The 23834-nt window shown below is 59.9% G+C and carries 22 protein-coding genes; 5 read left to right on the top strand and 17 right to left on the bottom strand.

The window, feature by feature from the left end; genetic code table 11:
* Positions 1-68: 68 nt before the first annotated feature.
* From AC56DV_RS03860 to AC56DV_RS03930, 15 genes are all read right to left on the bottom strand, one after another.
* Positions 69-671 carry a TrbM/KikA/MpfK family conjugal transfer protein gene (locus AC56DV_RS03860; RefSeq protein ID WP_496312986.1) on the bottom strand — a complete coding sequence of 201 codons (603 nt, stop codon included), beginning with the start codon at positions 669-671 and terminating at the stop codon, positions 69-71.
* Between the two features lie 91 nt (positions 672-762).
* On the bottom strand, positions 763-2916 hold the full coding sequence (locus tag AC56DV_RS03865) for an LPD7 domain-containing protein (RefSeq protein WP_496312987.1): 2154 nt from the start codon (positions 2914-2916) through the stop codon (positions 763-765).
* Positions 2917-2931: 15 nt separating this feature from the next.
* Complete coding sequence (locus AC56DV_RS03870) at positions 2932-4815, bottom strand: type IV secretory system conjugative DNA transfer family protein (RefSeq protein ID WP_496312988.1); 1884 nt, start codon at positions 4813-4815, stop codon at positions 2932-2934.
* Positions 4808-6031, bottom strand: a complete 1224-nt coding sequence (gene virB11 / locus AC56DV_RS03875) for a P-type DNA transfer ATPase VirB11 (protein ID WP_496312989.1) — start codon at positions 6029-6031, stop codon at positions 4808-4810. Before virB11 ends, AC56DV_RS03870 begins: the two co-directional genes overlap by 8 nt.
* Positions 6012-7286, bottom strand: a complete 1275-nt coding sequence (locus tag AC56DV_RS03880) for a TrbI/VirB10 family protein (protein WP_496312990.1) — start codon at positions 7284-7286, stop codon at positions 6012-6014. The genes virB11 and AC56DV_RS03880 overlap by 20 nt, the downstream gene beginning before the upstream one ends.
* Positions 7283-8113 (bottom strand): TrbG/VirB9 family P-type conjugative transfer protein, encoded by an 831-nt coding sequence (locus tag AC56DV_RS03885; RefSeq protein ID WP_496312991.1) that lies wholly within the window; start codon positions 8111-8113, stop codon positions 7283-7285. The genes AC56DV_RS03880 and AC56DV_RS03885 overlap by 4 nt, the downstream gene beginning before the upstream one ends.
* Positions 8110-8919 carry a VirB8 family type IV secretion system protein gene (locus AC56DV_RS03890; protein WP_496312992.1) on the bottom strand — a complete coding sequence of 270 codons (810 nt, stop codon included), beginning with the start codon at positions 8917-8919 and terminating at the stop codon, positions 8110-8112. Before AC56DV_RS03890 ends, AC56DV_RS03885 begins: the two co-directional genes overlap by 4 nt.
* A 5-nt stretch (positions 8920-8924) precedes the next feature.
* Positions 8925-9053 carry a hypothetical protein gene (locus AC56DV_RS03895; RefSeq protein ID WP_496312993.1) on the bottom strand — a complete coding sequence of 43 codons (129 nt, stop codon included), beginning with the start codon at positions 9051-9053 and terminating at the stop codon, positions 8925-8927.
* Between the two features lie 7 nt (positions 9054-9060).
* The gene (locus tag AC56DV_RS03900; protein WP_496312994.1) at positions 9061-9957 is read right to left on the bottom strand and encodes a TrbL/VirB6 family protein; all 897 of its coding nucleotides are present in this window, start codon (positions 9955-9957) and stop codon (positions 9061-9063) included.
* A 132-nt stretch (positions 9958-10089) separates the two neighbouring features.
* Positions 10090-10749, bottom strand: coding sequence for a P-type DNA transfer protein VirB5 (gene virB5, locus AC56DV_RS03905; RefSeq protein ID WP_496312995.1), 660 nt, complete (start codon positions 10747-10749; stop codon positions 10090-10092).
* Between the two features lie 100 nt (positions 10750-10849).
* Positions 10850-13222, bottom strand: a complete 2373-nt coding sequence (locus AC56DV_RS03910; protein ID WP_496312996.1) for a VirB4 family type IV secretion/conjugal transfer ATPase — start codon at positions 13220-13222, stop codon at positions 10850-10852.
* Positions 13197-13559, bottom strand: coding sequence for a VirB3 family type IV secretion system protein (locus tag AC56DV_RS03915; protein ID WP_496312997.1), 363 nt, complete (start codon positions 13557-13559; stop codon positions 13197-13199). Before AC56DV_RS03915 ends, AC56DV_RS03910 begins: the two co-directional genes overlap by 26 nt.
* A 2-nt stretch (positions 13560-13561) precedes the next feature.
* Entirely contained in the window at positions 13562-13849 is a 288-nt protein-coding gene (locus tag AC56DV_RS03920) for a hypothetical protein (RefSeq protein ID WP_496312998.1), read from the bottom strand.
* A gap of 30 nt (positions 13850-13879) precedes the next feature.
* Positions 13880-14509: a lytic transglycosylase domain-containing protein gene (locus AC56DV_RS03925; RefSeq protein WP_496312999.1), complete on the bottom strand. Its 630-nt coding sequence runs from the start codon at positions 14507-14509 to the stop codon at positions 13880-13882.
* Between the two features lies 1 nt (position 14510).
* Positions 14511-14858: a hypothetical protein gene (locus AC56DV_RS03930; protein WP_496313000.1), complete on the bottom strand. Its 348-nt coding sequence runs from the start codon at positions 14856-14858 to the stop codon at positions 14511-14513.
* A gap of 470 nt (positions 14859-15328) precedes the next feature.
* Between AC56DV_RS03930 and AC56DV_RS03935 the strand changes: the two genes are divergently transcribed.
* From AC56DV_RS03935 to AC56DV_RS03955, 5 genes are all read left to right on the top strand, one after another.
* Positions 15329-15982 carry a response regulator transcription factor gene (locus tag AC56DV_RS03935; RefSeq protein ID WP_496313001.1) on the top strand — a complete coding sequence of 218 codons (654 nt, stop codon included), beginning with the start codon at positions 15329-15331 and terminating at the stop codon, positions 15980-15982.
* A 67-nt stretch (positions 15983-16049) separates the two neighbouring features.
* Entirely contained in the window at positions 16050-16928 is an 879-nt protein-coding gene (locus AC56DV_RS03940; protein ID WP_496313002.1) for a CPBP family intramembrane glutamic endopeptidase, read from the top strand.
* A complete protein-coding gene (locus tag AC56DV_RS03945; protein ID WP_496313003.1) occupies positions 16929-19076 on the top strand; it encodes a TonB-dependent receptor plug domain-containing protein in 2148 nt (715 codons plus the stop codon).
* Positions 19077-19244: 168 nt separating this feature from the next.
* Complete coding sequence (locus AC56DV_RS03950) at positions 19245-20063, top strand: hypothetical protein (RefSeq protein WP_496313004.1); 819 nt, start codon at positions 19245-19247, stop codon at positions 20061-20063.
* Complete coding sequence (locus AC56DV_RS03955; RefSeq protein WP_496313005.1) at positions 20060-21571, top strand: sensor histidine kinase; 1512 nt, start codon at positions 20060-20062, stop codon at positions 21569-21571. The genes AC56DV_RS03950 and AC56DV_RS03955 overlap by 4 nt, the downstream gene beginning before the upstream one ends.
* A gap of 354 nt (positions 21572-21925) precedes the next feature.
* Here AC56DV_RS03955 and AC56DV_RS03960 read toward each other — a convergent pair whose 3' ends face one another.
* Positions 21926-22891: a hypothetical protein gene (locus AC56DV_RS03960; RefSeq protein ID WP_496313006.1), complete on the bottom strand. Its 966-nt coding sequence runs from the start codon at positions 22889-22891 to the stop codon at positions 21926-21928.
* Between the two features lie 33 nt (positions 22892-22924).
* Positions 22925-23215: a hypothetical protein gene (locus AC56DV_RS03965; RefSeq protein ID WP_496313007.1), complete on the bottom strand. Its 291-nt coding sequence runs from the start codon at positions 23213-23215 to the stop codon at positions 22925-22927.
* Positions 23216-23834: the final 619 nt, after the last annotated feature.

Here is a 23834-nt window from a genome sequence, read left to right on the forward strand (position 1 = left end):
CGACGGATTGGTGACAACCGATGCGCGCCGGCGCACCGATCGCGTCACCAATTGGCTGTTTATCCGCCCTACATGCCTGCCAGCAGATTTTCGAGGCGGGTTATCTCGTCGCGCAGGATGATCGCCGGTTGCCGCTTGGTGTTGAAATCCGCCAGCTCGGCAGCGCAATGGCCGTCAGCCACCGCGCCCTCGCGCTCCACGCATTTTTCAAGTGTGACCCGCGACGCCATGCTTTCTGCGACTTTTTCGGTCCAGAGGGGACGCAGAGTCGCCAAGCTTTCCTGCACCTGCGCCTTGTTCGTAGGCGTCGGCGCCGTGGTGGCGGTGTCGCCCGGCGGTACCGGATCGTCATCGGGCGTCAGCCCGGGTTCGGTCTGGCCCCCCTGCGTGCTGTCCGCCACCGTTTTGTTGACATCGGCTTCGGTCGCGTCGGGGCACAGCTTCAGGAAGTTCTGGCGCGCCTGAACCGTTTTCCAGGGTTTCTTCATGACGATGCCGAAGTAGTGCGTGATGGAGGCCGTGCATTCGGCGGGCCGGTCGCCCGTTGAAAGGCACAGCACGGCCTCGCAGGCCAGCTGGGAGAGGCTGTCCATTTCCGCTGCTTTCGCGCCGGACGAGCACAGCACAGGCAAAGCGAGCGCCATTGATGCGATGAGTTTTTTAGTATTCATGGTCATGGTTCCATTCGGGGTTGATATTGGTGACGCCGCGGCGGTGGCCAGGCGGCGTTTTTGTCACCACTATGGTTTCGCGGACGCGAAATCAGCGCGACCTAACCTGCTCCTTCGACACGTCCCGCGATGGCGCAGGCGCTGGCTTTTCCACGGAACGCACCGTCACCTTCGGGGTTGGCAGCTTGATTTCGCCCTTGTTGATGGCTTCGCCGACTTTCGACAGCAGAGTGGCCCGCTCATTCTCAGGAACCTTCGCGATGTTCCTGCCCAGTACTTTCATGGCGGCGTCGACGCGTAATTGCTCGTCCTTCGACAAGGTTCTGGTGATGCCCAGTTCGGCGGGTTTGATTTCCCATTTGTTGCGCTGCGCCTCGATGGTTTCCGTGCCGACCACCTTGCCCGACTGGTCGCGCTTGTTGGCCTCAACGATCACATCCTTGCTGCCCTTGAGCGTCAGCGAAACCGGATCGCCGGGCTGGCTTTTGCTGTCGCTGATGGCGCGCTCCAGGTCCTTGCCCCACACGGTTTTTTCGCCCTTGTCCGTGTCGAGCTTGACGTAATAGCTGTCCTTTTCTTTCGGATCGAAGTTGAACTTCGCCGCCCCGTGCTCGACCAGGCGGCCAGTCTCGATGCGGGCGGCGACGGCCGGTTCCGGCGGGTTCGGTTCCGTGGCCGCCTTGACTTCGGTCTTGACGGCCACGGCTGCGGCGGTCGCCGGGGCCGGTTCCTTTCGCTCCTGCGCGGGTTCGGGCGCGGCGGCCACCTTGTCGGCGGCCTTCGGCTCGGGCGCTGGCGCCGCTTCCTTCCTTTCCGGTGCGGGTTCCGGCGTGGAGCGCTCGCGCACGGTGACGACTTCGACAGTGTTCGCGACGGCCTTTTCCCCGGCGCCCGCCATGGTGGGACGCTCGGCGGTGACGCCGCGATCCCGCTTCAGCTGCTCCAGCTGCTCCAGGTCGCGCTCGTTGGGCTTGTAGCCCTTCGTGTCCATCCCGCGCGCCTGCGCTTCCAGCCACGCGATCTGCTTGAAGTTGTCCGTACCCTTCAGTTCCAGCGTACCCCAGTTCTTTGCCGCCGCCACCGCAATCATGTCCGCGATGACCTGGCGGTCTTCGACCGACGTCGAGAGCTTCTTGCCGTGGTCCTCGAACCGCAGCGCGTCGGAGCCGCGCTCCTTGAATTTGCCGTCCTGCACGTGGTACGAGCTCAGCACTTTATCGGGCAGCTCGTAGCCAGTCTTGTTGAGGACGATCTTGTTGCCCTTCGCGTCCACGGCCGTAGTGTCCGTGGCGCCGTCCTTGGCCTGCTCCTTCGAGGGCTCGGGCTGCGCGACCGCCGGTTTTGCGCCGGGCTCCTTATCCAGCTGCACGGCGGGCTTGGCCTGCGCCTCCGGCTGCTTGGCGCCTTCGCCCAGACCCGCGCCCACCTGCGCCTTGGCGGTCGCAGGCGCCGGCGCTTTGGCGGCTTCCTGCGCTTTAAGTTTGGCGTCGATGTCGGCCTCGATCTTCGCCTGCGCCTGTGTCAACGCCGCCAGTTCCCTAGTGGCACCTGCCACCAGGCCGGGGTGGGCGCGCTCCATTTCGTCCTTGTACTGGGGCGTGTCCCGCATACTCATTCCCATGTAGGCCAGGGCTCTGGCCTGCAAGTCGGGGCGCGTCAGTTCGGCCAGAGCTTTGGTGTCCTTGTCCACCCACGACTTGATGGCCTCGGCCGGGGCCGTGTAGCCGGACGGGTTTCCATGGTGGTTTTCGTAACGGCCGTGGATGGCGCCAACGGTGCGTACTTCAGCCTTGTGTTCTTCCGTCATCGGGGCCTTGCCGGTCGCTTCCTTGCCCGGCGCTTGCTCCTTCGGCGCGGGCTGGCGGGCGTCGAAAGCCTTGGTGTCCAGGGGCAGTTTTTCGAAGAAGCTGGCGAGCACCACTTCGCCTACGCCTTTCTTGAAGGTGCCGTCGGCGCTCTTGGCCGGTTCGATCACGCGGCCGACATCGACATCCTTGTCCTTGTTGGACTTGGCGTGCACGATGTTCGGATTGTCTTTCTCGTTGAGCAGGATATCGCGCCCTTTCTCCTGCAATTTGACGGCCTCCTTCATCAATTTCTGGAAGTCGCCACCCTCCTGATGGAGGGTATAGCTCGCGTCCTGCTTCTCCTTGTAGAAGAGCCGCAGCGCGCCGGACTCCTTCTGACTGTCCTTCTGCGCAATCGGGGTAACTTCGGGGCTGCTGGTAAATTCGATGCTGTTCATGTGGGGCTCCTAAGATTAGGCGGCTCTCGCCAAATGGTTTTCTTCCTCTTCAACAACGGTTGCATCGAACGCCGCAAAGTCGAAACCGATCGCTTCGCCGATGGCGGCGAGGATTTCGCGGCTGTTCACGATGTCATCCACGTCGGTGGTAGCTACTTCCTCCGGCAGCAGCGCCCGGTCGCGGTGGGTGGTTCTGACGATGCGCAGGACAGGCACGGGCGGCGGTGGTAGGCTGATCCGGCCAAAGAATGCGGGGTCTAGGTAGTAGAGGACTTTGTCGGCGAAAACAGGCTTGGTGTTCTTCTTCAGGACGATCACCTTGCCGAACCCCAGCTCGCGCAATTCCTGCGGCAGCATCAAAGCCCTCTTCTGGTCGCTTTCGTTCTCGCTGCGGCCAGCCTTGTCGAGCTGGCGTGTCCGGCTCTTCGACTTGATCGTGTCGTAGCCCAGGAGCTTGGAATATTCCTCGGCATCCTTCAGGTCGTCCGGCTGGTACAGCAGCTTGGTAGTGCAGTTGCTCAGCAGCGTGTCCGCGCCTTCCTTGCCGTAGCCGTCCTCTTCGCCCGCGATCTGCGAGTTGTTCTGGTAGACCAGCACGAGGCGCATGTTGAAGCCCGCCATGATGGCAATCGCCTTGCGGATGATCGTGATGCGGCCCAGCGCCGTGAATTCATCGAGCAGCAGCAAGCATTGGTATTTCAGGGTCGGGTCGTCCTCCGGCAGCGTCTTCGTGTTCTGGTTGATGGCGATGGAGAAGAAAATGTTCATCAGCACGGAGTAGCGCACCAAGTCTTCCGCCGTCATGCCGATGTAGATCGACATCTTTTTGCGACGCACATCGCGCAGGTCGAAGTCGTTGCCCGCCGTGGCGGCGGCCAGCACGGGGTCGCGGAAGATTTTCAGCGGCTCCACGAACGTGCCGAGGATGTCGCCCTGCGCCTTTTCGGACAGGTTGGAGTAGGAGCGCAAGGCGTCCACGCACTCGACGGAGAGGCGCGGCGCCGGGCTGGTACTTTCCTCCCGCGCCCGGATGGTGGCCTCGATCCACTTGTTGAGCGGTTCGCCGCTGGACGGCGTGGACAGCCGCAGCAGGTTCGGCATCGAGAATTCCTCGTCCGGGGTCTCCATCATGTACATGCACAGGCCCATGAACAGGGTCTGTGCGTTACCCGTGAAGAAGCGGTCCTTCTCGCTTTTGATCGGATACCACATGACAGCTTGGTTTTGAATGTCCCCGATGCGGTATTCGTATTCGTGGCGCACATAGGCCAGCGGGTTGAACCGGTGCGACTTGAAGTCCTCCTGGCCTGGAGCGAACAGGAAGCACTCCTGGCCGTTCTGCGACCGGAAACCCGAAGTGATCTTCCAGTTCTCCAGCTTCAGATCGAGGTTGATGACGGAGTGCGGGTAGGACAGCAGATTGGGGATGACGAAGCCGACGCCCTTCCCCCCCTGCGTGGCCGATGCGAGACTGAGGAATTCCTTGCCGTAGTAGCGTAGGAATTCGTCGCCGACCTTGCCCAGTATGATCGCAGGCCACTTGTTGCTGGACTTGCCCAGCAGCCCGGACTGGCGCATTTCCCCCGTGTTCGCCCAGCGCGCAGCGCCGTGCAGTTTGCGGCCGGGTCCGCCCACCAGTACCATCAGTACGATGGCCAGCGGCACGGCGGGAACCGCCACAGCCGCGATAGCGCCAAGCACCAACGACTGCTTCACCTTCACAACGTGGCCGAACAAGGCCCAGTAGTCGGGCAGCGTCGTCAGCGTGACCGTGTGGGCCGGTATATCCTGGAGGTGGGCGAACAGCCGCCCCCCCGCGTACATGCCTCCCGCCGAGAAGGCTCCCAAGAAGATCAGGCCGACAACTGCCAGGACCAGATATTTTTCGGTCTTAGACATCTTTATCCCCCCTCATCATCTTTGCTTTACGAACCGGGTCAAAATAGAGTTGCGTCATTTGGGTATGGGAGAACTGGACCATCACGTCGATGGAGGTCGTGACCTCCCTGACGATGTGGTTCCAGTCCAGCGTGCGGCCGACTTCGGACTGTTTGACGAGCGTGGCCACGCGCTGGTAGGTCTCCAGAGGGCTGTTGGCATGCGCCGTCGTCAGCGAGCCGGGATGGCCAGTGTTCAGCGCGGCGATGTAGTCGAACGCCTCGTCGCCGCGCAGCTCGGTCAGGAATATCCGGTCCGGTTTCATGCGCATGCAATTTTTGATCTGCTGCTTGGGCGTGACGAAATCCCCGTAGAACAGGTGGACCTTGTTCCAGTGCAGCGGCAGCGACAGTTCGTGCGTGTCTTCGATGGTGATGATGCAGGTGTCCTTGGGCACCAAATCGGCCAGCGCCTTCATGAAGGTGGTCTTGCCGCTGCCGGTGCCGCCCGATATGCAGACGTTCAGCTTGTGCTCGATGCACAGCTCGAAGAAGCGCTTCATGTCCCGCCCATTTTTCGCCATCAGGATGTCGAACTCGAAGTCCTGCAAATGCACGTCGTCGGGCACGGACTGGAAGATGGACACGTCGCGGAAATGCTCCAGGCGCCCGCTATTGATGTAGTCCAGAAGGCGAAAGCGTTTGTCGCTGGCGATGCGGAACGTCAGCGCGACGGTATCGGGCTGGCACGCTGGCGGGATCACAATTTGCCCGCGCTGGCCGTCAGGGAGCGTCACCTGTTTGATGGGGCATTTGACGTCGAGGGCAGTCCCGCCGTGGTAGATGGACGATGCGTTCGCAAGCTCCTTCAGGATGCGCAAGTCGCACTGGGGCACCTGATGCGCCTCCCACCCGGCGGACGATTCCGTGATGATCGTGCCAGGCTGGTTTACGCGGACCTCCGTCAGGCCCGGAAGGTCGAGGAAATGCTGAATTCCCGATTGCTTGAGCTTTTCCCGCACTGTCACGCTTTTGTCGAACGGCGCGCTGACCAGCTGCGTGCGCGGCGCGGCTGGACGCTGGACTTCCGGCGCCGCAATTTTCGCGTCCGCGAAAACCGGCGGTTGCACCCACGGCTCGAAGGGGGCGGCGCGCTGCTGGGAGCCACCGGGCGTGGCCTGCGGCTGCGCGGCGCTGCCTTGCGCGTTGCCGGTCGATTTATTTACGAGCGAGTTCATATACCCTCCGGAAGTCCATGTCACGCAGCACGAAGATGGTGGTGGCCTCGCCGTGGCTGACGTAGCCGGTCGGCGGAATGTTGATGGTGTGCTCCAGGGTCTTGCTGGCGAGGTCCTGGCCCGCCGTTGACGTGTTGCCGAACTGGACGGTTCCCTTCGAGTCGCTGGCGCGGTTCGCCATAGCCTGCCCCAGGTCGCCGATCAGACTGAGCAGAATGGCGCCGCCGAAGCGCTGGCCGAGGTGGTTGTCCACGTCTGCGGGGATGCCCGCGCCGCCGAGGGGGTCGGTCGCCAGCGAGTTGACATCGACAAACACGCCGTACGGGGTGTCGATCCGCGACCAGATGGCGGCGATGCGCGCCTGTCCCTGCATCATCACGTCGCGCCGCTCGCCGAAGGCCTTGCTTCCGCGCTCGATGAGCAGCACCTTCCCATCGGACGAGTACACGTCTTCCGCCACCACGCAAGACACGGCGCCGGAGTGCTCGCTGACGATCCTCGTGATCGTTCCGCAAGCAATGGCGGTGCCCCGATGCAGCAGCATGCTCAAATCAGGTCGCTGGCCAGCGACGCCCGCCTGCAGCACCGACGGTTTCACCTTGTCGTCTAGCCCATTGCGCGGTGCGTCGGCCGACGCTAGGCGTACCGGAGCCGTCCCACCAGGCGCCGCTGGACGGCGGCCCCCGTCGTCACCGAACGCGCTGCCGCCACCACCGGTCTGCACCAGCACATCGCCATCCATCCTGCGCTGAGCCAAGGTCTGAACAGGCGATCCGCCGCCGGCTGCCCTGCCGGCGCCGGAGCCCGAAGGTGCGCCGCCGGTCCGGCCCGCGCCCGCCGCGCCTGAGCCAACGGCGGCACCCTGCGCGCCGTCTTTTGCCACGCCGATAGCGCTTGCGGGCGTAGCGAGCTTGCCTTGCGCGGCGGCGGCGGCCGCCGCCGCTTCAGCCGCCCTCTCTGCATCTTCCTCCTGCGCTTTCTCGCGCCTGATACGGGCCTGGGCGCCGTCGAAGTCTGCGGTGGTGGCCGCCACGGCTTTGGGCCGCTCCTTGGCCTTTTCCGCGACCTCCTGCCGTTTGTTCTTCTCAAGCTGCTTCATGAACAGCGTGATTCCCAGAGCGGCCAGCACCAGGGCGAACAACAGGCCCCCGACCAGCACGAGGCGCGTGATGTTGGTCTTCTTCTTCGTGGTCTTCAGGTCGGGGATGTCGCGGTCGATGGGTTCGTCGGCCACGGTGTTTTGCATCGGATTCATAGCGGGTCCTTTTGCATGCGAACAGCGTTTGGTTCGGTCGTGCCGAGCACGTTGAGTTTTCCGTTGGGGTTGAAGCCGTCGTTGCGGATCGCCATGACCGACTTGCCGTAACGAAGGACGAAGTTCGCGGCGGTGCCATGCACCACAACGGTTCCGGTCTGCGGCTCCATGTGGAAGTTGGCGATGGCTTCGTCCCCGCCCGGCAGGATTTTGAAGACCACCGGCAGCGGCCGGGTGGAATCGAACCGCATGTAGGTGAACCGGCCGTCGTCTTCCACCATGCTTGGCGCCAGATCGTCGTCGCCCTGCTTCATGTATTCCCTGTTGCGTGCTGCACCCGCCCCTGCGGCCTTGACTGCCGAGTCGATGCGCTGCAAGCGCTCGTTGACCAGCTTGGCCTTCTGGGCGCTTTCCTCTGCCATCCTGCGCGCCGTGTCCGGATACTCGAAGCGCACGATATTGGTTGGCGGGATGCCGGATTTCGGCGGGATCGAAACAATCTCGAACGCATACGTCCGCTTGGTGGTCACGACCAAGAGCTTCGTGTCAGGCTTCGCCACCTTCGGCTTCAGCATGATGTTGCTGCCCTTGGGACCGAGCGACCATGCTTTCGCATCGCCCATGCCGACCATCGACTCGGGCGCGTCAACGATGCGCTCGTCTTCCTCGAACTGGATCAGCGTGGGCTCGCCGACGCTGGTGTTGATCTTCACGAAGCGGCCGAACTCATAGCGCTCGATGCGGATGCGCGGATCGGTCGGCGGCGCGGCGTTGGCGACGGTGCCGGTCAGGCCCAGCACCAAGGCTGTCATGGCGATGGGCTTCATGGATTGGTTCCTTCCACTGCTGCATCGGTTGCGACGGCCGCGCTTTTCGTGATGTCGCGCTCAACGGTGTAGCTGGTGACTTTGAAGCCGGGAACGTTGATGCCCCGGTCCTTGTCGGTCATGGGCGCGTTTTCGTATTCGAAGGCTATCGTTGCCTGGAAATACTCGGTGCGCGGCTTGCCGTTGCCGTTCAGCGGAATGGTTTTTTTGGAGAACGACACCAGCGCCGTCTCGCCGACGAAGGCGATGGTCCCCGCCGTAGCGATCACGCGGAAGTTGTCCTTCAGGATGTTGACGGGAGCCTTCGGGTTCGACGGGTCCGAGAATTTCTTGTACAGGTCGCCCTCCTGCACCGACGACAGCAGCTTGGTCGCATCGTAGAACGACTGGATGAGCTCCCAGTCGTACGACTCGCGGTAGTGGATGTATTGCCGCAGGTAAAACAGGTCCGTGGCTTTGCCGAAGGACATCTTGCCGTCCTTGAGCGTCGTCAGCTGCGTGACTTCTCCGGTGACGCCGTTGTGGCTCCACACGCCCGGCGGGTTGGGTTTGTTCAGGAACATGTTGACCCCGGCCGCGATGATCGCGACCCCGGCCAGCACCATGGCGCCGGTAGCAACCCGCCACGCGACTTTCTTCGAGGCGCGGCTTTCTTCGGTCTTCGATTTCTCGAAATCGAGCGCCTGCTGCATGTACCACTCGCCCAGCTGGTCCATGGACATGGGCTGCTTGTTGTCGCCGCCTTCCGTCGCCTCTTTGCCCTTGCCAGTGAGGCGCGCCCTGGCTTTATCTAGAACTGCTGACATATCGATTACCCTTTCTTCGTGAGCGGTGCGTTGACTGGCGTCCAATCGCCGGTCGGCTGCGGTGGCTTGGGCGGCGTGCTGCCGCAGCCGGTGGCGACGGCGACGCATACGAGCATTGCGATGAATTTCTTCATGATTTCCTCACTTCTTTTCAGGTGACATGGAGCCGCCTCGCGGTGGCGACGGTGCTGGTGGATTATTTTCTTTGGGCTTGATCTCGCCGCCCCCGGGCGGCTCCTTGCCTTTCATGCTCGGCAGTTTTGGCATGCCCGGCAGCTTGCGGACCATCGTTGAAATGCCGATCCCGCCAGCCAGGGCGGCGGCAATCGAAGGCAGGTTCAACGACACGAAGACCATCCCCAGGCAGACGAGGGAGATATAGAAGACGGAGGAAATAGACAGCTCCGAAGGAATTTTGCTGCTGATCATCGCTATCTCGATCTGCGCGGCGAAGGAGAACAGCATCACCAGGAAGGCGTAGTTCAGGCATTGCCCGGTCCAGTTTTTGAACAGGTCGCGGGTGGCCGGGAACAGCGCGGCGCCAATGAACAGCGGACCTACCGCGACCAGAATTCCAAGCGCGATCTTGGCGAGGAGGATGTAGGCGATGGCGATGACCATGAAGGCGCCGCCGAACACGGACATGGAGACAATCGCAATGCCCGCAAAAATGGTCTGCTTGATGCCGTCAGCGTCGTTGTACAGCTTAATGAAGGAGTCGATGAAGGCGTTCGCCATCGTGTCCAGCGCCGCCTGCGAGCTGTAGCCCGTGCCGACCGTATTGGCAAGGTCGTCGCCGAGGCCGATGACGAACGGCGCCACATACAGCTGGTACATATCGATGTTCAGGCCGAAGACGATGATGGCCCCCCAGGCGATCATCCGGGACCAGAAGTCCATCATGTCATCAACGATGTCGCTTTCCCCCCGCCAGTACGAGAAGAGAATCAGCATCATGTACAAGCCGAAACAGGCCGCAAACAAGGGCGTCACAAGCGCGATCATGTTCGCGGTCCCCGTCACCAGCACTGCGGTCACGGCGGAGTCGAAGAACGTGTACAAATCGGTAAAAGGTGTTATTGCCATAGTGTGGGACGGTGGTCCCGCTCCGTTCGGACTTGTGATTGAAGAAATAGGCGGGCATCGCAGGACACCCGCCCGCCGCTACGCTTATTTGGCGAATGCCGTGTCGAATTCCCGCGACCGCTGCTCATTCGCCAATTGCGCTTCCGCCAGTTGCAGCTGCATGAGCAGGTTCAGCCGGACTTGCTCGTTTTGGATCATGGCGTTCTCGGCGGCCATGCGGTTTGCCAAGTCGGCGGCCCCCTTGGCGTCCTCTTGGGCGTCGGCCTGGATCATCAGTGCGTTGATGTTTTCCACCCGTTTGAGCGTGGCGTCGTAGGCCGCCATCGTCATGGCCTTGTTTGCGACCATTACGTCCTGCTGGCGTTTCCGCCCGCCGGTGGCCCCGTCGATAAAGCCCTCGGCCTTCAGAATGGCTTTCGCTGAATTGCTCAGTCCGACGAGTGAGCCGCTTTTGACCTGGCTGTAGACGCCCGCCCATTCGTCAGGCAGGTAGTTGCGCAGCGCTGGGTTGTTGAGGATTTGGCCCAGGTTGCGGGCGCCGCTGATGGCCTTGTACTGCTTCTCCAAGCCCTTGATCTGGTCCACCATTTGGGTGTACTGCTTGGCCCACTGCGTCATCGTCTGAACCTGATTGACGATAGCCGGCGCGTCCAGCATGACGGACACGGGAATCCCCGCGAACGCCGAGCTGGATACGGTCAGCAGCAGCGCCGCACCGATTCGTTTTGCTGTATTGGTAGTCATATAACTCTCCAAGTTGATTTTCGCGTCCGCGAAAACTTGCATTGGCAGCGGGGAGGGATTGTTTTTTCGCGGACGCGAAAATGGGTGATCCCGCTGCCGGTTAAACCATTGCTTCGAGCGCCTGCTTCTTGCCCTTGCGCCGCGCCTGGAACTCGGGCATCCACACGTCAGGGTCGGTGCCCACTTCGGATACGATTTCGTTGAAGATCGTGATGTTCTCGGTATTGCCGGACAAGATGGAAATCTCGTCGTCCATGCCGTACAGGTCCAGCATCGCGAAGCAGCTCTGGTTGCCCTGTTTGATGAGGAAGGTGCGCGACTCCAGGTCCAGCCCCTTCAGCGTCACGAACTCCTTGTAGGTCAGCCCTACCCGCTTGTAGCTGTCGAACTCAGCCGATGGGTTTGGCAGCAGGATTTTGGTCGCGGTCTGGTCTCGGATCGCGGCGAAGATGGGCGAGCCAATGGCGTCCTCGGGGGACTGGGAGGCCATGACCATGAATTCGTCGCGCTTGCGCCCGGTTTTGAGGACGTCGAACATCATCTTCTGCGTGCTGGGGTAGGACGCTGGCACGTAGAATTCCTCGATCACGGTGGCCAGCAAGCCGCCCTGCTTCTGCATCAGCGCCTTCAGGTGGAACAGGTACGCCAGCACGGGTTCCGTGGGTTTGTAGTTCTCCCGGAGGAAGTCCGACACGTCGAAGCCGACCTTGCTTTCGTGGATGAGCCCCATGTTGTCGGCTACGTTGTCGAGCGCCCAGGCGAACTCGCCGTCCGTCGCCTCGCACCATTTCGCAAGCCGTTCCGGCAAGGTGTTGCCACCGGCACCGGGGATGTTCTCCAGCAGGCGGCTGAAGCGGCGATGCTGGATGTCCAGGCTCATCACGGCGTCCACCGCGACCTTGATCTGGTTGCCTTCCTCGTCTGTGATCTTGCCGTTGTGGTCTTCGGCGCAGGTGCGCACGAGTCCGTACAGGAATTGGCGGTTGATCGGCGTGTCGGGCAGCTGGAACGGCGCCAAGCCGGTGCGCTCCCCGGCCTTGAGCGAGTAGTACACGCCGCCCAGCGCGGCGATGAAGATTTTCAGCCCCTCGTCCTTGTCGAGCGCGAAAATCTTGGAGTCGAAGCGCTCAAGGAAGCCGATCAGTGCGGTCTCCAGCGTCGTCTTACCGGCGCCGGTCGCGCCGAGTATCAGCGTGTGACCGGCGATTTTCTCGCCCAGGTTGTCCTCGCCCTCCTTTGAGTGGTGGAAATTGAAGCTGTACAGCGAGGCCGAGGCGGTCTGCAACGGGATGACGGCCGAGCCGTCGCCGATGGGATTGCCATCGGATTTCCCGGTTGAGTAGTTGTGCATGCCGAACGACGCGGCCAGGTTACGGCTGGATTTCATCATCGGCCGCGGTTTGAGCTTCGCGCCGGGAATATGGCTGACGTAAGTCACTGGCGCCGAGAGAGCTGCCTTGATGAAGCGGGCGCCGCACTCTCCCAGGAAGGTGGTCGTCACCATCGTGCCGTTGTCTGCGGCCTTCTCCTTCGTCGGGCCGTAGACAGTCAGCGCCGCGTGGTATTCGCCGAAGGCCAGTTCGCCGGACTGGATGTAGCCGAGAGCGCTGCGGAGCTCGGCGAGCTGGTGGCCCGCCTTGTCCTTTACCGATTCCAGCTTGTTGATCTGGCTGTTGATGGCCTTCTGGGCCTGGAAGGTGCCCATGCAAACGAAGGATTGTGTCAACGTGAATTCGGATTGCAGAGCCAGTACCTTGTCGAACATGCCCCATTTTGTTTCGTCGGGGAATCCTCCCAAGTCGTACGAAACGGCAAAGCGCGTCGCGCTGGCGCCGCGAATTTCTTGCAGGTCGTAGCCCCAGTGGTGCCACGAGCTGGGGATGGATTCCATGGCCGGGGTCGAATAGACCGGCTGCGGCTCCTTGAACCCGTTGTACATTCCGCCCAGGAACTCGTAGACTTGCGAGAACATCACACCGTTGGCCGAATAGGTTTCCAGCATTTCCGGATCGTAGATCGCCAGCGCCTTCATGATCTGCGTACCGACCTCCTCCAGCTCCTGGGCCCCCTCCTCGATGTCGTCGTGTTTCAGCAGCACCGAGATATAGAAATTGTTCTCGAAATAGTTGCCGGTCTCGAAGCGCCGCAGGTACTTGGAGGCGAACTGCCGCATGAACGCCGTCTTGAACTTGAACCGGCTGTCGAAGGAGACGCGCTCCCGCTTGAGCGTGGTCCAGAGGGCCAGACGGCCGCCCTTGTCCTTGGCCAGCGAGGCGATGACCCGGTTGCGGTTGTTGAAGCGGCTGACGATTTCATCGTCCGCCTTCGCCTCGAACGGCATCCCAGCGAGCTTGATGACCAGCAGCGCCTTGTCGTCGGAGTAGCTGACGACGCGGGGCGTGACGTGCCTTCCGATCTTCGGAAGCCGCTCTTCTGCTGACAACTGATTATTCAAGATGGCGCTTATAGACATGATTTCTCCGTCCGAATTTCATTGGTGAGAGGGTGAAGGTGTTGCCAAAATGCTTGGCATTTCTTCGGCTGAGGCGGCACCAGATTTCCATCGCGGTGATCCGCAAGGCTTGGTCGTCGGTCTCGCAGATTTGCTTGAAATACAGCAGCACTGGGAGACCGACGGCACCGAAGAACACGCCACCAGCCCCGAGAAGCGCGGCCGCGACGAGAGCGATCAACATGCTCAGCATCCCGACCACGATCAAAGCGACAAGCGGGACACCCCAGACCATAGCCACCCGAGACAGGGCGTTATAGGAGGGGTATACCTCTTGATTGTGTGGGGACGTGGACATGATTAAGCTGCGGCCCAGAGGAAGAACGCCCAGCCGGCCAGCGCCGTGGATGCGCCAACCACGGCGGTCTTCATGACGCACTGGCCGTAGTCCGACCACTGGATTTTGTCCGTGGCCAGCTGCGCGCCCTTGGCGCCCAGGTACACCACAGCCAGGATGGCCAGGATGACGAAGAACCAGACCTTGAACGCTTCGACGGCGGCAGTGCCGGTATCGAGCCCGGCGGCGCTGGCGGCGGAAGCGAACATGGAGAAGGCGGTGAACAACAGTACGAATTGGAACTTTTTCATGGCGATACCCTTTAATTGATAAGTGGAAAGTTAGAACTCTTGAAATACATCCCAGGTCGCGGCCTGCGGCCCCTCTGGTTTTCCTGCATTGGGTGGCGCTGCCGACCCCGCGCCTGTGCGCGCCATCTTCGGTTTTGCCGAAGCCGACGACTTCGCGATCACTGGTATCGCTTGCGCAATGGATTGAAGTTCCCTAGGCGCGAGGTGCGCTAGCACCTTGTCTACATAGCTCGGTTTGTTTCCCTCCTTTTCTTGACCCCTTGTGAAATTGCCGCTGTAGTAGCAAGACAGAGCGGCTTTGGTTGCTGACATGCCGTCACCGAATTTGGGCTCGGCCCTACCGCTGCACTCGTCGTAAATCGCATCCCCGGCGAGCGAGTTCTTGAGCGGATCGAACACCGATTCGTGGTCCAATCCGTATTTGGCGAGGTTCGCCTGATTAACCTGGCGGCACCCCATGCTGTAATTGAAGCCCTGTTTCTTAAGGCTGAGGGCGGTTGCGATGGCCTCATCCTTGTTGCGTGGTTGCCGAACCAAACGGCCGTTGACTACGCCGATGGCGTACGGGTTGAATGACGACTCCACCGTGACCAGTGCTCGCGCTATGGGCTTGGTCGCGTACTGCATGCAGTCATTGGCTGCGGCCATGAAGTCAGTCATTTCAGCCTCCCACCGCCAAGGCTGGCTCAGTGACCGGTACGCGGCAGAACCGCCAGCCGCCTACTTCGACGAAGACACTGCTGGCTAGGGCGCAGTTTTCTTGCGCAAAGGTGATGGCGCCAAGCACATTGCGCCATACCTTCATTTCACCCCTGGCGGTCGTCACCGGCCTTTCCTCCGGCTGACCTTCGAACCTCAACCGGATCGTCCAAAAGCCTTCAGGCGCTTGCTTGACCGTCACGCTGTACGTTCCGCGTCCGAGAGACGCACCAAGCATTTCCAAATACCCCTTGGTCAATTTCGGTGGCTTGCCTACATCTAGGGTCATATCTTCCATAATGTTTTTCATTTTGTGGATTTGTCCCAAGTTTAAAGGATTATCAAAACAAAATCACGTTTTGTTTAACAAAATGTGATTTTGTTGGTTTTGGTGCATATTCGCGCTGGCGCGATCTTGTCAAAGTGACTACAGGTTCTTCCACTTGAACGCTAACTTTTTTCTTGATATGGAAGTATCCTAGGGAAGATATGGTAAAAATATTTCCTGTTACAGAAATACTAAAGAACTTTTTTAGGCATTTCCACGTATATTTTTGGAAACATTTTCTGCCAATAACGGTAAAATTCCTGTTGGTAATTAAATAAAGTTATCAAAAAGATGTGCTACGCCCTTCAGGGGCGTCCGTTGCAAGACGAACCATGAAATAATTGCCACTCTCGCAGCATAAAAAAATAAAGACGGCAGTAGCCAATCCGACTGAATGCGCAAAACAGCCGAACCCAAAACCGAATGCTCACGGGAAAAACTAGGAGAAATGTATGAATGACAATGAGACAGCGCAGATGCGCGTCCTGCTGGCGGACGACCACCCCATCGTTATGTCGGGGTTTGCACTTTCCCTGCAAAGCAAAGGAATAGAGGTAATTGGGCAAGCAACTACGCCCAATGAAGCCGTGGAAAGTTACGAAAAATTGAAGCCAGACGTTCTAATGATGGACTTGCGGTTTGGCGAAAAGCTGACAGGCCTGGATGCCGCCAAAACGATTCTGGAGCGCCATCCCGATGCCAACATTTTGTTTTTGAGCCAGTTCGACCAGGATGCGCTGATCAAGCAGACTTACAGCATCGGCGGACGCGGTTTTCTAACCAAAGACATCAGCGCGGGCGACTTGGCCCAAGCGGTCTCTGATGCCAGTCGCGGCGAAACCTATTTCCTCAACAGGATCGCCAAACGCTTGGCCAATTTGTCGGTGAAGGGCGACCAGTCGCCAGGTGCTGTGCTCGATCCCCGCGAGTTCGATATCTTCCTGCTGACGGCAAAGGGCCGGACAAATCAGGAAATGGCGGACTTGCTGGGCCTTTCGCAGAAGACGATCAGCAATGTGACCCATTCACTCAAGGAAAAGCTCGGCACCAACAGAATTGCCGATTTGACATTACTTGCCGTCAAACACGGATACATCGAGCCTTGATTTTCGCGGAGGCGAAAAAGGCCAAGGACCAGCTTTTTCGCGTCCGCGAAAATCTACCCTGCAAATTATGAATATAACAATACCGATTGCCGTCACCTACGGCCTCCTGGCCGCGTCCATCGTCGCCGTATGGCTCAAGCCCCTGCGCATTAGCGACAAGCTCACCCTGCCCCCTTGGGGGGCTGTGTTCGCCGCCGCCTGCGTCAGCGGTCTTCAAACCGGCTTGGTCTCGTGGCAAGGCTTGTTCGCACTGACAGGTTTCGCCGCCCTCGCCTACGCCGCGAAGGCCGTGAAGCCCGGCTTGATCAAGTTGGCGTTGCTCATAGGGACCGGCTGGATGACGTTGGCTCTGTCCGTCCACAAGTTCCCCGGTTTCATGAATCCTTCGCTTGTATCGAATATGCGCGTCAGCGAAGGGGCGCCCACCTTCACGCACAATCTCAACTTCGACACGGCCGCAGCCGGTCTGATACTCTTCGCGACCTTCTGCGTGCGAGCCCGCACCCGCAACGAATGGCGCGAAGTCCTCCGCCAGTACCCCGTCATCATCGGCACGCCAATGGTCGTCCTCGCTTTGGGTGTTGTCTTGAGCTATGTCAATGTTGATCCCAAGCTTGTTGCCTACACTCCCGTGTTTTTCCTGTGCAACTTGCTGTTCACATGCGTGACCGAGGAAGCGTTCTTCCGTGGCTTCATCCAAGCGCAACTCACCATTGGAATGAAGCGCTGGCGTTCCGGCCCCTATATCGCCATGGTCGTAGCGGCGGTCCTATTCGGCATCGCCCATGCGAAGGGGGGGCCGTTGTTGATCGCCCTAGCTTCGCTGGCCGGTCTTGGATACGGCTACGCACTTCACCGCAGTAAGCGAATCGAGGCGGCGATATTGACTCATTTCGCGCTGAATGCGTTGCACTTCGTTGCGTTCACCTATCCCCGAACCCTATAAATGACGATCATGAAGCCATTCCCACGTTACCTGGCGCTCAGCGCCCTTACCTTCACCACGTTGCAGGCGTTCGGCCAAAGCGCGGACCTCGACATCATTGACAACACCAATGTCGTGCTCACGCCCACACGCTTACGCCAGCCAATTTCGGAGGTGCCAGGAAGCGTGACCGTCATCACCGCCGACATGCTGGTGAAGTACGGCATTAGCACTGTGCCGGAAGCGCTGCGACTGGTTCCTGGCATGGCCGTCACCCAGCTTTCGGGCGGCCAATACTCGATCAACTACCACGGCAGTAATGCCTTTTCGCCACGGCGGATGAATGTACTGGTCGATGGTATGTCGGTCTACCGCTCCGCGTTCGCCCAAGTGGACTGGACCATGTTGCCTGTGGCTTTGGATGACATCGAGCGCATCGAAGTGACTCGCGGGCCGAACAGCGCGTCGTACGGCCCCAATTCGATGCTGGCGATTATCAACATCGTCACCAAGCACCCGAACGAGTCAGCCGGAACCTCACTTAGCGGTTCGGCAGGCTCGCGCAAGACACGCTCGGCCACTGCGCGCCATGGCGGCAAGATCGGCGCAGCCACCAATTACTGGCTCACGCTGGACCGCCGCCGGACGGCGGGTTTTGAAGAGGTGCGCGGCTCCGGTTTCACCTTGCCGGGAGTCGATCCGCACCACGACCGCTCGGAACGCGATCTGCTTAACTTCCGCTCATCGACGGAACTTGGAAAGGATGAGAACCTTGAAGTGCGCGTGGCGGCGCTCAATGGACGGCAGGAAAATCCGCTGCTTGACCAGTACCAGCAGTCGTACCCCGATGTCGGACTGCAAGAGCGCGACATCGGCATAACTTGGCACAAGAGCCTGTCGCCCGCCCACGAAATCAAGGTCAATGCCTACCTGTCCCGCCACAGCAACGACCAGAATTGGGTCGAATGCCTGCCGGCCCTCGCCTACCTGCCCGAACTCGGCACCCTTTGGCGCGCCAATCCAAGCTACGTCCTGGCGATCATCGCGGGCCAGGCACCTTCGGGAGGCACCCCGGCTGACAACCTGCTGGCAGCTGCGGCCCTGCGTGCCATTCGCGGCCTGGGCGCCAGGGCGACAGCGCCCGCTTGCGGCACCACCAATCAAAACTATGTTGAGAACCGCGCCGACATCGAAGTGCAGATGACCAGCGTGCTTTCCGAATCGCTCCGGTTTGTCGCGGGCGCCGGCGGCCGGCGCGACACGGCAGAAAGCGCGACGTACCTTGGCGGCAAGGTCAGCAACAATACCTGGCGCGTTTTCGCCAATGCCGAATACCGCCCAGCCTCTTCCTTCGTCGTCAACGCTGGTGGCTACTACGAGAGCGACAACCTGACGGGTTCCTCATTTTCGCCGCGTATCGCACTCAACAAGCATTTGGACGCGAATAACACGGTGCGCGTGGTGCTGTCCCGCGCCAACAGAATGCCGGGCATCATCGAGCAGCGGTCGAACTGGTCGTACCTGACCACCGGCCTGAATCCCGCTCTGCTGGGTGTGTCCGAAGCGTATTACGCGCAAAGCGCGCGCGCGAGCGGCACCCTCCAGGCCGAAAAGAACACGTCGCGGGAAATAGGCTATTCGGGCAATTTCCCCGCCCGTGGGCTGACAGTCGATGCGAAGCTGTTCGATGACCACTTGACCAATCTGATTTCCGAACGGCTCACGCTGACCAGCTTCAAGCCGACGAACGCCAATGCACTGCGCCTGCGCGGCGCGGAGGTACAAGTCGATTACGCACCCGCACCCAATTGGAACGTGCATGCCGGTTATTCCCACCTCAACGCCGACGCGACAACGCCGACCGAATTGACGCAGTACTCCCGCAACAGCGGCATGTTCGCCGCGTCACACCTGCTGCCTGGGGATGTCCGCGTATCGCTGGCCGCGTACAAGAACCAGGGTGCGGCCACGGGCCAGAGCGCCTTCGGCAAACAGGATTTGACCATCTCTAAGCGCTTCCGCATCGGCGGGGCAGTTTTGACGCCGACGTTGACTGTGACGCACTTGGACGAATCCGAGGTGAGGTACTTCTACGACATCGGCAAGTCGATTACCAATCGCATCGGTAATCAAATGCAATATCAGGTTAGCATCAAAGCTACCTTCTGACGCATATCCTGCCGCTGCGCTTTTCACCCTCGCAGCGGCCAATGTTACACAACCTAAAGCTGCTGCAACATGAGTGTACGTTCTCGGAGACAGTTTCTCGCCCTTCTCGTACCTCTTCTAGCTGGTCCAGCCGCTGACGCGTGGGCGCTTAACGGCCAGCGCTATGATTTGCAGATCATTACCGCCGATCAGTCGAAATCCACCATCCTGATAGTCGAAGCGCTGCGCGCACGGTTTCCTACCGCCAGCGCGGCCAGCCAAGTCAACAAACGCCGACCGGCAGGCAAGCTGCCGATCTACCTGGCGGTGGGGCCGGAAGCGCTGCGCTACCTGGCCGCGACCGGCACAAGCGGCCCGATAATTTCGACCTTCACATCGCACAAGGTATTCCACGCGGTCAACGACAAGGCACCCTGGCGCGCAGGCGCCGTCAGCGCCGTATACGCCGACCCGTCCCCGGTCCAGCAGTTCCAGCTTATCGGAACGATTTACCGCAAACCAATCAAGGTTGGCGTCATTCTCAGCAGCGACAACGAGCACATCGAAAGCGTCCTGCGCCGCAGCGTCACCTCGCGGCAGGCCGAGGTGACCTACGAAAGGCTCGCACCAGGTGAAGACATCAATCGAGTCCTCACACGCTTGGCGGACGTGCAGGCGATCCTGGCCACCCCCGACAGTGCTGTCTACAACGCCGAAACGATCCGGACCATACTGGTTTCGACCTACCGCCGAAACCAGGCGGTCATCGGGTTCTCGGCGGCCGTCGTCAAAGCCGGGGCGCTGGCGTCCACGTACTCAGGCATTGACGATATCGTTGCGCAAGTGGACGAAATGCTTGGGGAATACGAAACCACCGGACGCCTGCCGGAGCCACAATTCCCCAAATTCTTCGACGCCATCGTGAATGAGGACGTGGCCCGGTCGCTGAACATCGTCATTTCCGACCAAGTACCCAAGTTTTCGCGTAAGCCGGGCGGTAAGCTATGAAATTCCTGAAATGGACGAACTGGAGCATCGGCACGCGGCTGGTATGGATCACCCTCGTGCCCGTCGTACTGCTGTTCTGTTCGGTCGTACCCTTCACGTACGTGGCCCGCCTGGCCGAAGTGCGCGCCGAGGTCGTAGAGCGTGGGAAGGTCGTCGCCACGGCGGTTGCCGAGAGCAGCGAATATTCGCTCGTCACCGGCAATTTTTCCGAACTGGCGCGCATGTCCAAAGGCTTCCTGAAATCGGACAGCAGCATCCGCCTGATCCGCGTGCTCGACAACCAGCAGCGCGAAGTCTTTCGTATCGCTGCCGAGACAAGCCCGGACAGTTCGATACCAGTGGCGAAATCGGCAATTTTCAGGCAAGCGCCCATCGTTGACGATTTTGGCGCTACCGGGGAGCCGCATTTGACCGGTCCGGCGGTCGACCACGCTTCACAGTTCAAGCCAACCGTGATCGGCCAGGCCGAGGTGAGCATGTCGGCCGTCGATGTGCTGGCAGTCCAGAAAGAGCGCCTCTACCAGCAAACGGCCATCGCTATGCTCGCCCTGATCGCCAGCATCTGGATCGCCATGATCCTGTCCAATACCCTCAAACGGCCCCTGGCGACGATCATAGGGGCGGTAAACGGCATCCGGGCCGGAAAGTACGACACCGACATAGCCGTGACAAGCGGCGGCGAAATAGGGGATCTGCAAGCGTCCATCAAGGAAATGAGCATCAGCCTGAACGAATCCAAGCAGAGTTTGGAGAGGAAGGTGCAGGAGCGCACCATCGCCCTGGAGCAGTCGCGCAACGAGGCAGTCAAAGCCAATTACGAAAAACGCAAGCTGATCCAAAAGGTCAATACCGCCGTGGAGGACGAACGCAAGAGCATTTCCATCGAAATCCACGACCAGCTCAACGCAACGCTCATCGCGGCAAAACTGAACTCGGAACGCATCATCCACCTCGCACACCAGGGGCCGTCTGCGACGGCCAGCAGCGAAATCGCTGCCCGCGCTCAAACGATCATGAATCTGACCCTTGAGCTGTACGAGAACGCGAGGATCATAGTGAGGCGCCTGCGGCCAGAAGTGCTCGACATGCTGGGATTGCGGGGCGCAATCGAGGAAATGATTTATACGTACAACGCAAGCCACCCTTGCTGCCAATTCGAGTTCAAGGAGAATGGCGACTGCTCGAAGCTCGACGGAGGACTGTCGATCACGATCTTCCGATTGATCCAGGAAGGGCTCTCCAACGTCGTGAAGCACGCGAACGCCACGCAAGCGTATGTGACGCTGAAAGTTGACGAAGCGAGCCAATCGGTGCGTTTGACCGTGCTCGACAATGGCGTGGGCTGCAACGTGTCCCACGAGGCCGAGGGGATTGGTCTGATCGGGATGAAGGAACGAATTTACCCCTACAACGGCAGATTCAAGTTCGATTCGCAGCCAGGGGAGGGGACCAAGATTACGATCATCCTGCCGCTGCTGCTCGAACGCCAGGATGATCCGCAGCCTTGATCCGGGTTTGCTTGGTGACTTGGCCAGCGCGTCGGCCGCGATCCGACGTCACCAATTTTCGCGGACGCGAAAATGTCTTCCTTGGTGACTGCCGGCGCGCTGCAGCAGTTCCGCGGCGTCACCAACCCGGGTTATTTGTTGTCTATTGGCTACGTGCCGCGTCTTACGCTCTCCGGCTGCTACTGTCACGACCTTGTTTGCAACCGCATACGGCTTGTGTTAAGATACTTGGGTAGACATGACAGGCGTAACTTGCGACGGTTAATAGCGACTTAGCAGGGTCTGGAGTGCAACGGCTTCAATCAAAGAGTCATCCCTAAAGGATGGCTCTTTGTCTTTCCGGGTCCGATTTCCTCAAAAAGGCTCGCTGTAATACCTTCCTACCGCTTTCCTCTTGTCAGTAATTACCGCAAACTTACGCGTCCTCAGCTCGTCCTTTAGCCCCCACCCCTTGGTCAGGGAACTGAGCCTAATTTCGCCGTGACCAGGGAGCGACCGGAAGCTTTTTAGCGCGTCCTCGGACATTAGCCACCTAAGCGACTGATGGTTTTCCGATTCGGCATAATCCGCAGCGCGACTTTTCGACAGCCAGTGCAACAATTGCGTCGTCCTTTGGTAATACGTTTGCAGACGGTGCAGGCTTTCGAGAACCGTAGTCGGCGCAGGATTTACCACGATCCTGGGTACACCAGGCCGGTCGCGTGTCTCGCTCAGCTCGTCGCCAAACTTCCACAATGGCTCGAAATGCGCAACTCTGTTACGCAGATCGCCGACCAACACCAGCCTTGCGAAGAGGGCATCCTGATGGGCCTGCACACCCCAATACGTGGATGCGCGCTGGTGATGGCCCGGAAGGATTGCTGGGATAAGCGAGTCCCACGGAACGGGATTGCCGTTGTTGTCTAATGTCTTGTCGAGCACGTGGGGCCAGAAGCCGTAGGTCATACTGGCAATGACCTTGTTGGGAGCTGTTGGCCTGCCACGGCTCCCTATCTTCTTGCTCAACGTTTTATCGCCCGTAGTGGTGCCTGTAAACGGGTTGTAGAGCTTCAAGTACCAGTCGTTGGAGTCCCTGTTCCCGACAGAGCGACGGCGGTTCCACGCATAGCCGCTCAATGCCGCGTGCAGGCGATTGCGGAGAATGATTTCCAAAATACCTATGAGCCTCATGTACCGACTCGACACCGCGTCGTTCCAGCAGTAGAGGCCGTAAAGCTCCGCATCGTTCGTCGGGCTGAAAAAATTCTGATAGCTGGAAAGTCTGGCCGTGGAAATGTCCGCAAGGGCCTGAGCCAAGTCAGCCGGTAGAAGGTGATGCATACTGGAATGAATTCCTATGGGAAGGAGGGTGATTTATTGAAGGTCTGGTGCCGATCCGGCACGTCTGGCCAGAACCCAAGTCCCAATTTTGACCTCGAAATTGAGGCAATCCGGACAGGTTTTCTCAAAAAATAGCACCGCATCGGCAAGATTACGCCAAGACTTCACATCTCCCCTGGCGGTCAAAATTCGATGTTCTTCCGATGTCCGGATCAGGCTTACAAACGCATACCAAAAATTGTCTTCCGCCGTGCGAAGTTCGACAGAATACGCATCAGGGCTTGTTTTCGCGATGGTAGCAAGCTCGTTTTTATTGAAGCCCATTTGTATCGGTAGAGTTTGGTATGTAGAGAGCCAATTTTACTGTATCGCTGAACGTTATTGATAAATGTTCACAAAGCGTTGCTTATGATCTACAAAACCGGGAAATGTTATTCCAGCAGCTTCCGGGGCATTTTTCGCGTACGCGAAAAACCGGGATGCCCGTTCCGGAGCGCGGTCGCTTACGCTCCCTTGGTCGCTGCGCGACTGGGCGATGAAACCGCCCACCCCTCCAGGCCACCACTTGCCTAACCCCGCACGTCAAGGACAACCCCGCACCCCTTAGTTTTGGTGCCACCGCGGCGGCGCTGCAGCTGGTGGCCAGTCACCAATGCAGTCGGCATGGTGACGCCTGGCCGCACCAGGTGCGCGGTCGCTGTCACCAGCGTTTGGTGACGCGGCCGCCGCGCCGGCGCCGCGATCGTGTCACCAGCCAAACCGGCTGCGCGGTCCCTCGATGTCCCGGACCGGTCGCATCGGGGCTGGCCGGGGTCGGCCCGGCCAAACCCGCCCCTACATGCTCCCGTGTGGCAGGGGGTGCCGTCCTGCGGCGGCATCCTGACATGCGTCAGGACTTGAGCCGCCCCCGTTTGCTCTTCTCATCGGCCGCGAAAACCGGTCT

Source organism: Massilia sp. BGA-UO-ETr-WB1 (assembly GCF_059567845.1).

Coding starts and splice junctions, on each gene's coding strand:
- AC56DV_RS03860 (WP_496312986.1), bottom strand. CDS start 671: ATGAATACTAAAAAACTCATCGCATCAATGGCGCTCGCTTTGCCTGTG.
- AC56DV_RS03865 (WP_496312987.1), bottom strand. CDS start 2,916: ATGAACAGCATCGAATTTACCAGCAGCCCCGAAGTTACCCCGATTGCG.
- AC56DV_RS03870 (WP_496312988.1), bottom strand. CDS start 4,815: ATGTCTAAGACCGAAAAATATCTGGTCCTGGCAGTTGTCGGCCTGATC.
- virB11 (WP_496312989.1), bottom strand. CDS start 6,031: ATGAACTCGCTCGTAAATAAATCGACCGGCAACGCGCAAGGCAGCGCC.
- AC56DV_RS03880 (WP_496312990.1), bottom strand. CDS start 7,286: ATGAATCCGATGCAAAACACCGTGGCCGACGAACCCATCGACCGCGAC.
- AC56DV_RS03885 (WP_496312991.1), bottom strand. CDS start 8,113: ATGAAGCCCATCGCCATGACAGCCTTGGTGCTGGGCCTGACCGGCACC.
- AC56DV_RS03890 (WP_496312992.1), bottom strand. CDS start 8,919: ATGTCAGCAGTTCTAGATAAAGCCAGGGCGCGCCTCACTGGCAAGGGC.
- AC56DV_RS03895 (WP_496312993.1), bottom strand. CDS start 9,053: ATGAAGAAATTCATCGCAATGCTCGTATGCGTCGCCGTCGCCACCGGC.
- virB5 (WP_496312995.1), bottom strand. CDS start 10,749: ATGACTACCAATACAGCAAAACGAATCGGTGCGGCGCTGCTGCTGACC.
- AC56DV_RS03910 (WP_496312996.1), bottom strand. CDS start 13,222: ATGTCTATAAGCGCCATCTTGAATAATCAGTTGTCAGCAGAAGAGCGG.
- AC56DV_RS03915 (WP_496312997.1), bottom strand. CDS start 13,559: ATGTCCACGTCCCCACACAATCAAGAGGTATACCCCTCCTATAACGCC.
- AC56DV_RS03920 (WP_496312998.1), bottom strand. CDS start 13,849: ATGAAAAAGTTCCAATTCGTACTGTTGTTCACCGCCTTCTCCATGTTC.
- AC56DV_RS03925 (WP_496312999.1), bottom strand. CDS start 14,509: ATGACTGACTTCATGGCCGCAGCCAATGACTGCATGCAGTACGCGACC.
- AC56DV_RS03930 (WP_496313000.1), bottom strand. CDS start 14,858: ATGAAAAACATTATGGAAGATATGACCCTAGATGTAGGCAAGCCACCG.
- AC56DV_RS03935 (WP_496313001.1), top strand. CDS start 15,329: ATGAATGACAATGAGACAGCGCAGATGCGCGTCCTGCTGGCGGACGAC.
- AC56DV_RS03940 (WP_496313002.1), top strand. CDS start 16,050: ATGAATATAACAATACCGATTGCCGTCACCTACGGCCTCCTGGCCGCG.
- AC56DV_RS03945 (WP_496313003.1), top strand. CDS start 16,929: ATGACGATCATGAAGCCATTCCCACGTTACCTGGCGCTCAGCGCCCTT.
- AC56DV_RS03955 (WP_496313005.1), top strand. CDS start 20,060: ATGAAATTCCTGAAATGGACGAACTGGAGCATCGGCACGCGGCTGGTA.
- AC56DV_RS03960 (WP_496313006.1), bottom strand. CDS start 22,891: ATGCATCACCTTCTACCGGCTGACTTGGCTCAGGCCCTTGCGGACATT.
- AC56DV_RS03965 (WP_496313007.1), bottom strand. CDS start 23,215: ATGGGCTTCAATAAAAACGAGCTTGCTACCATCGCGAAAACAAGCCCT.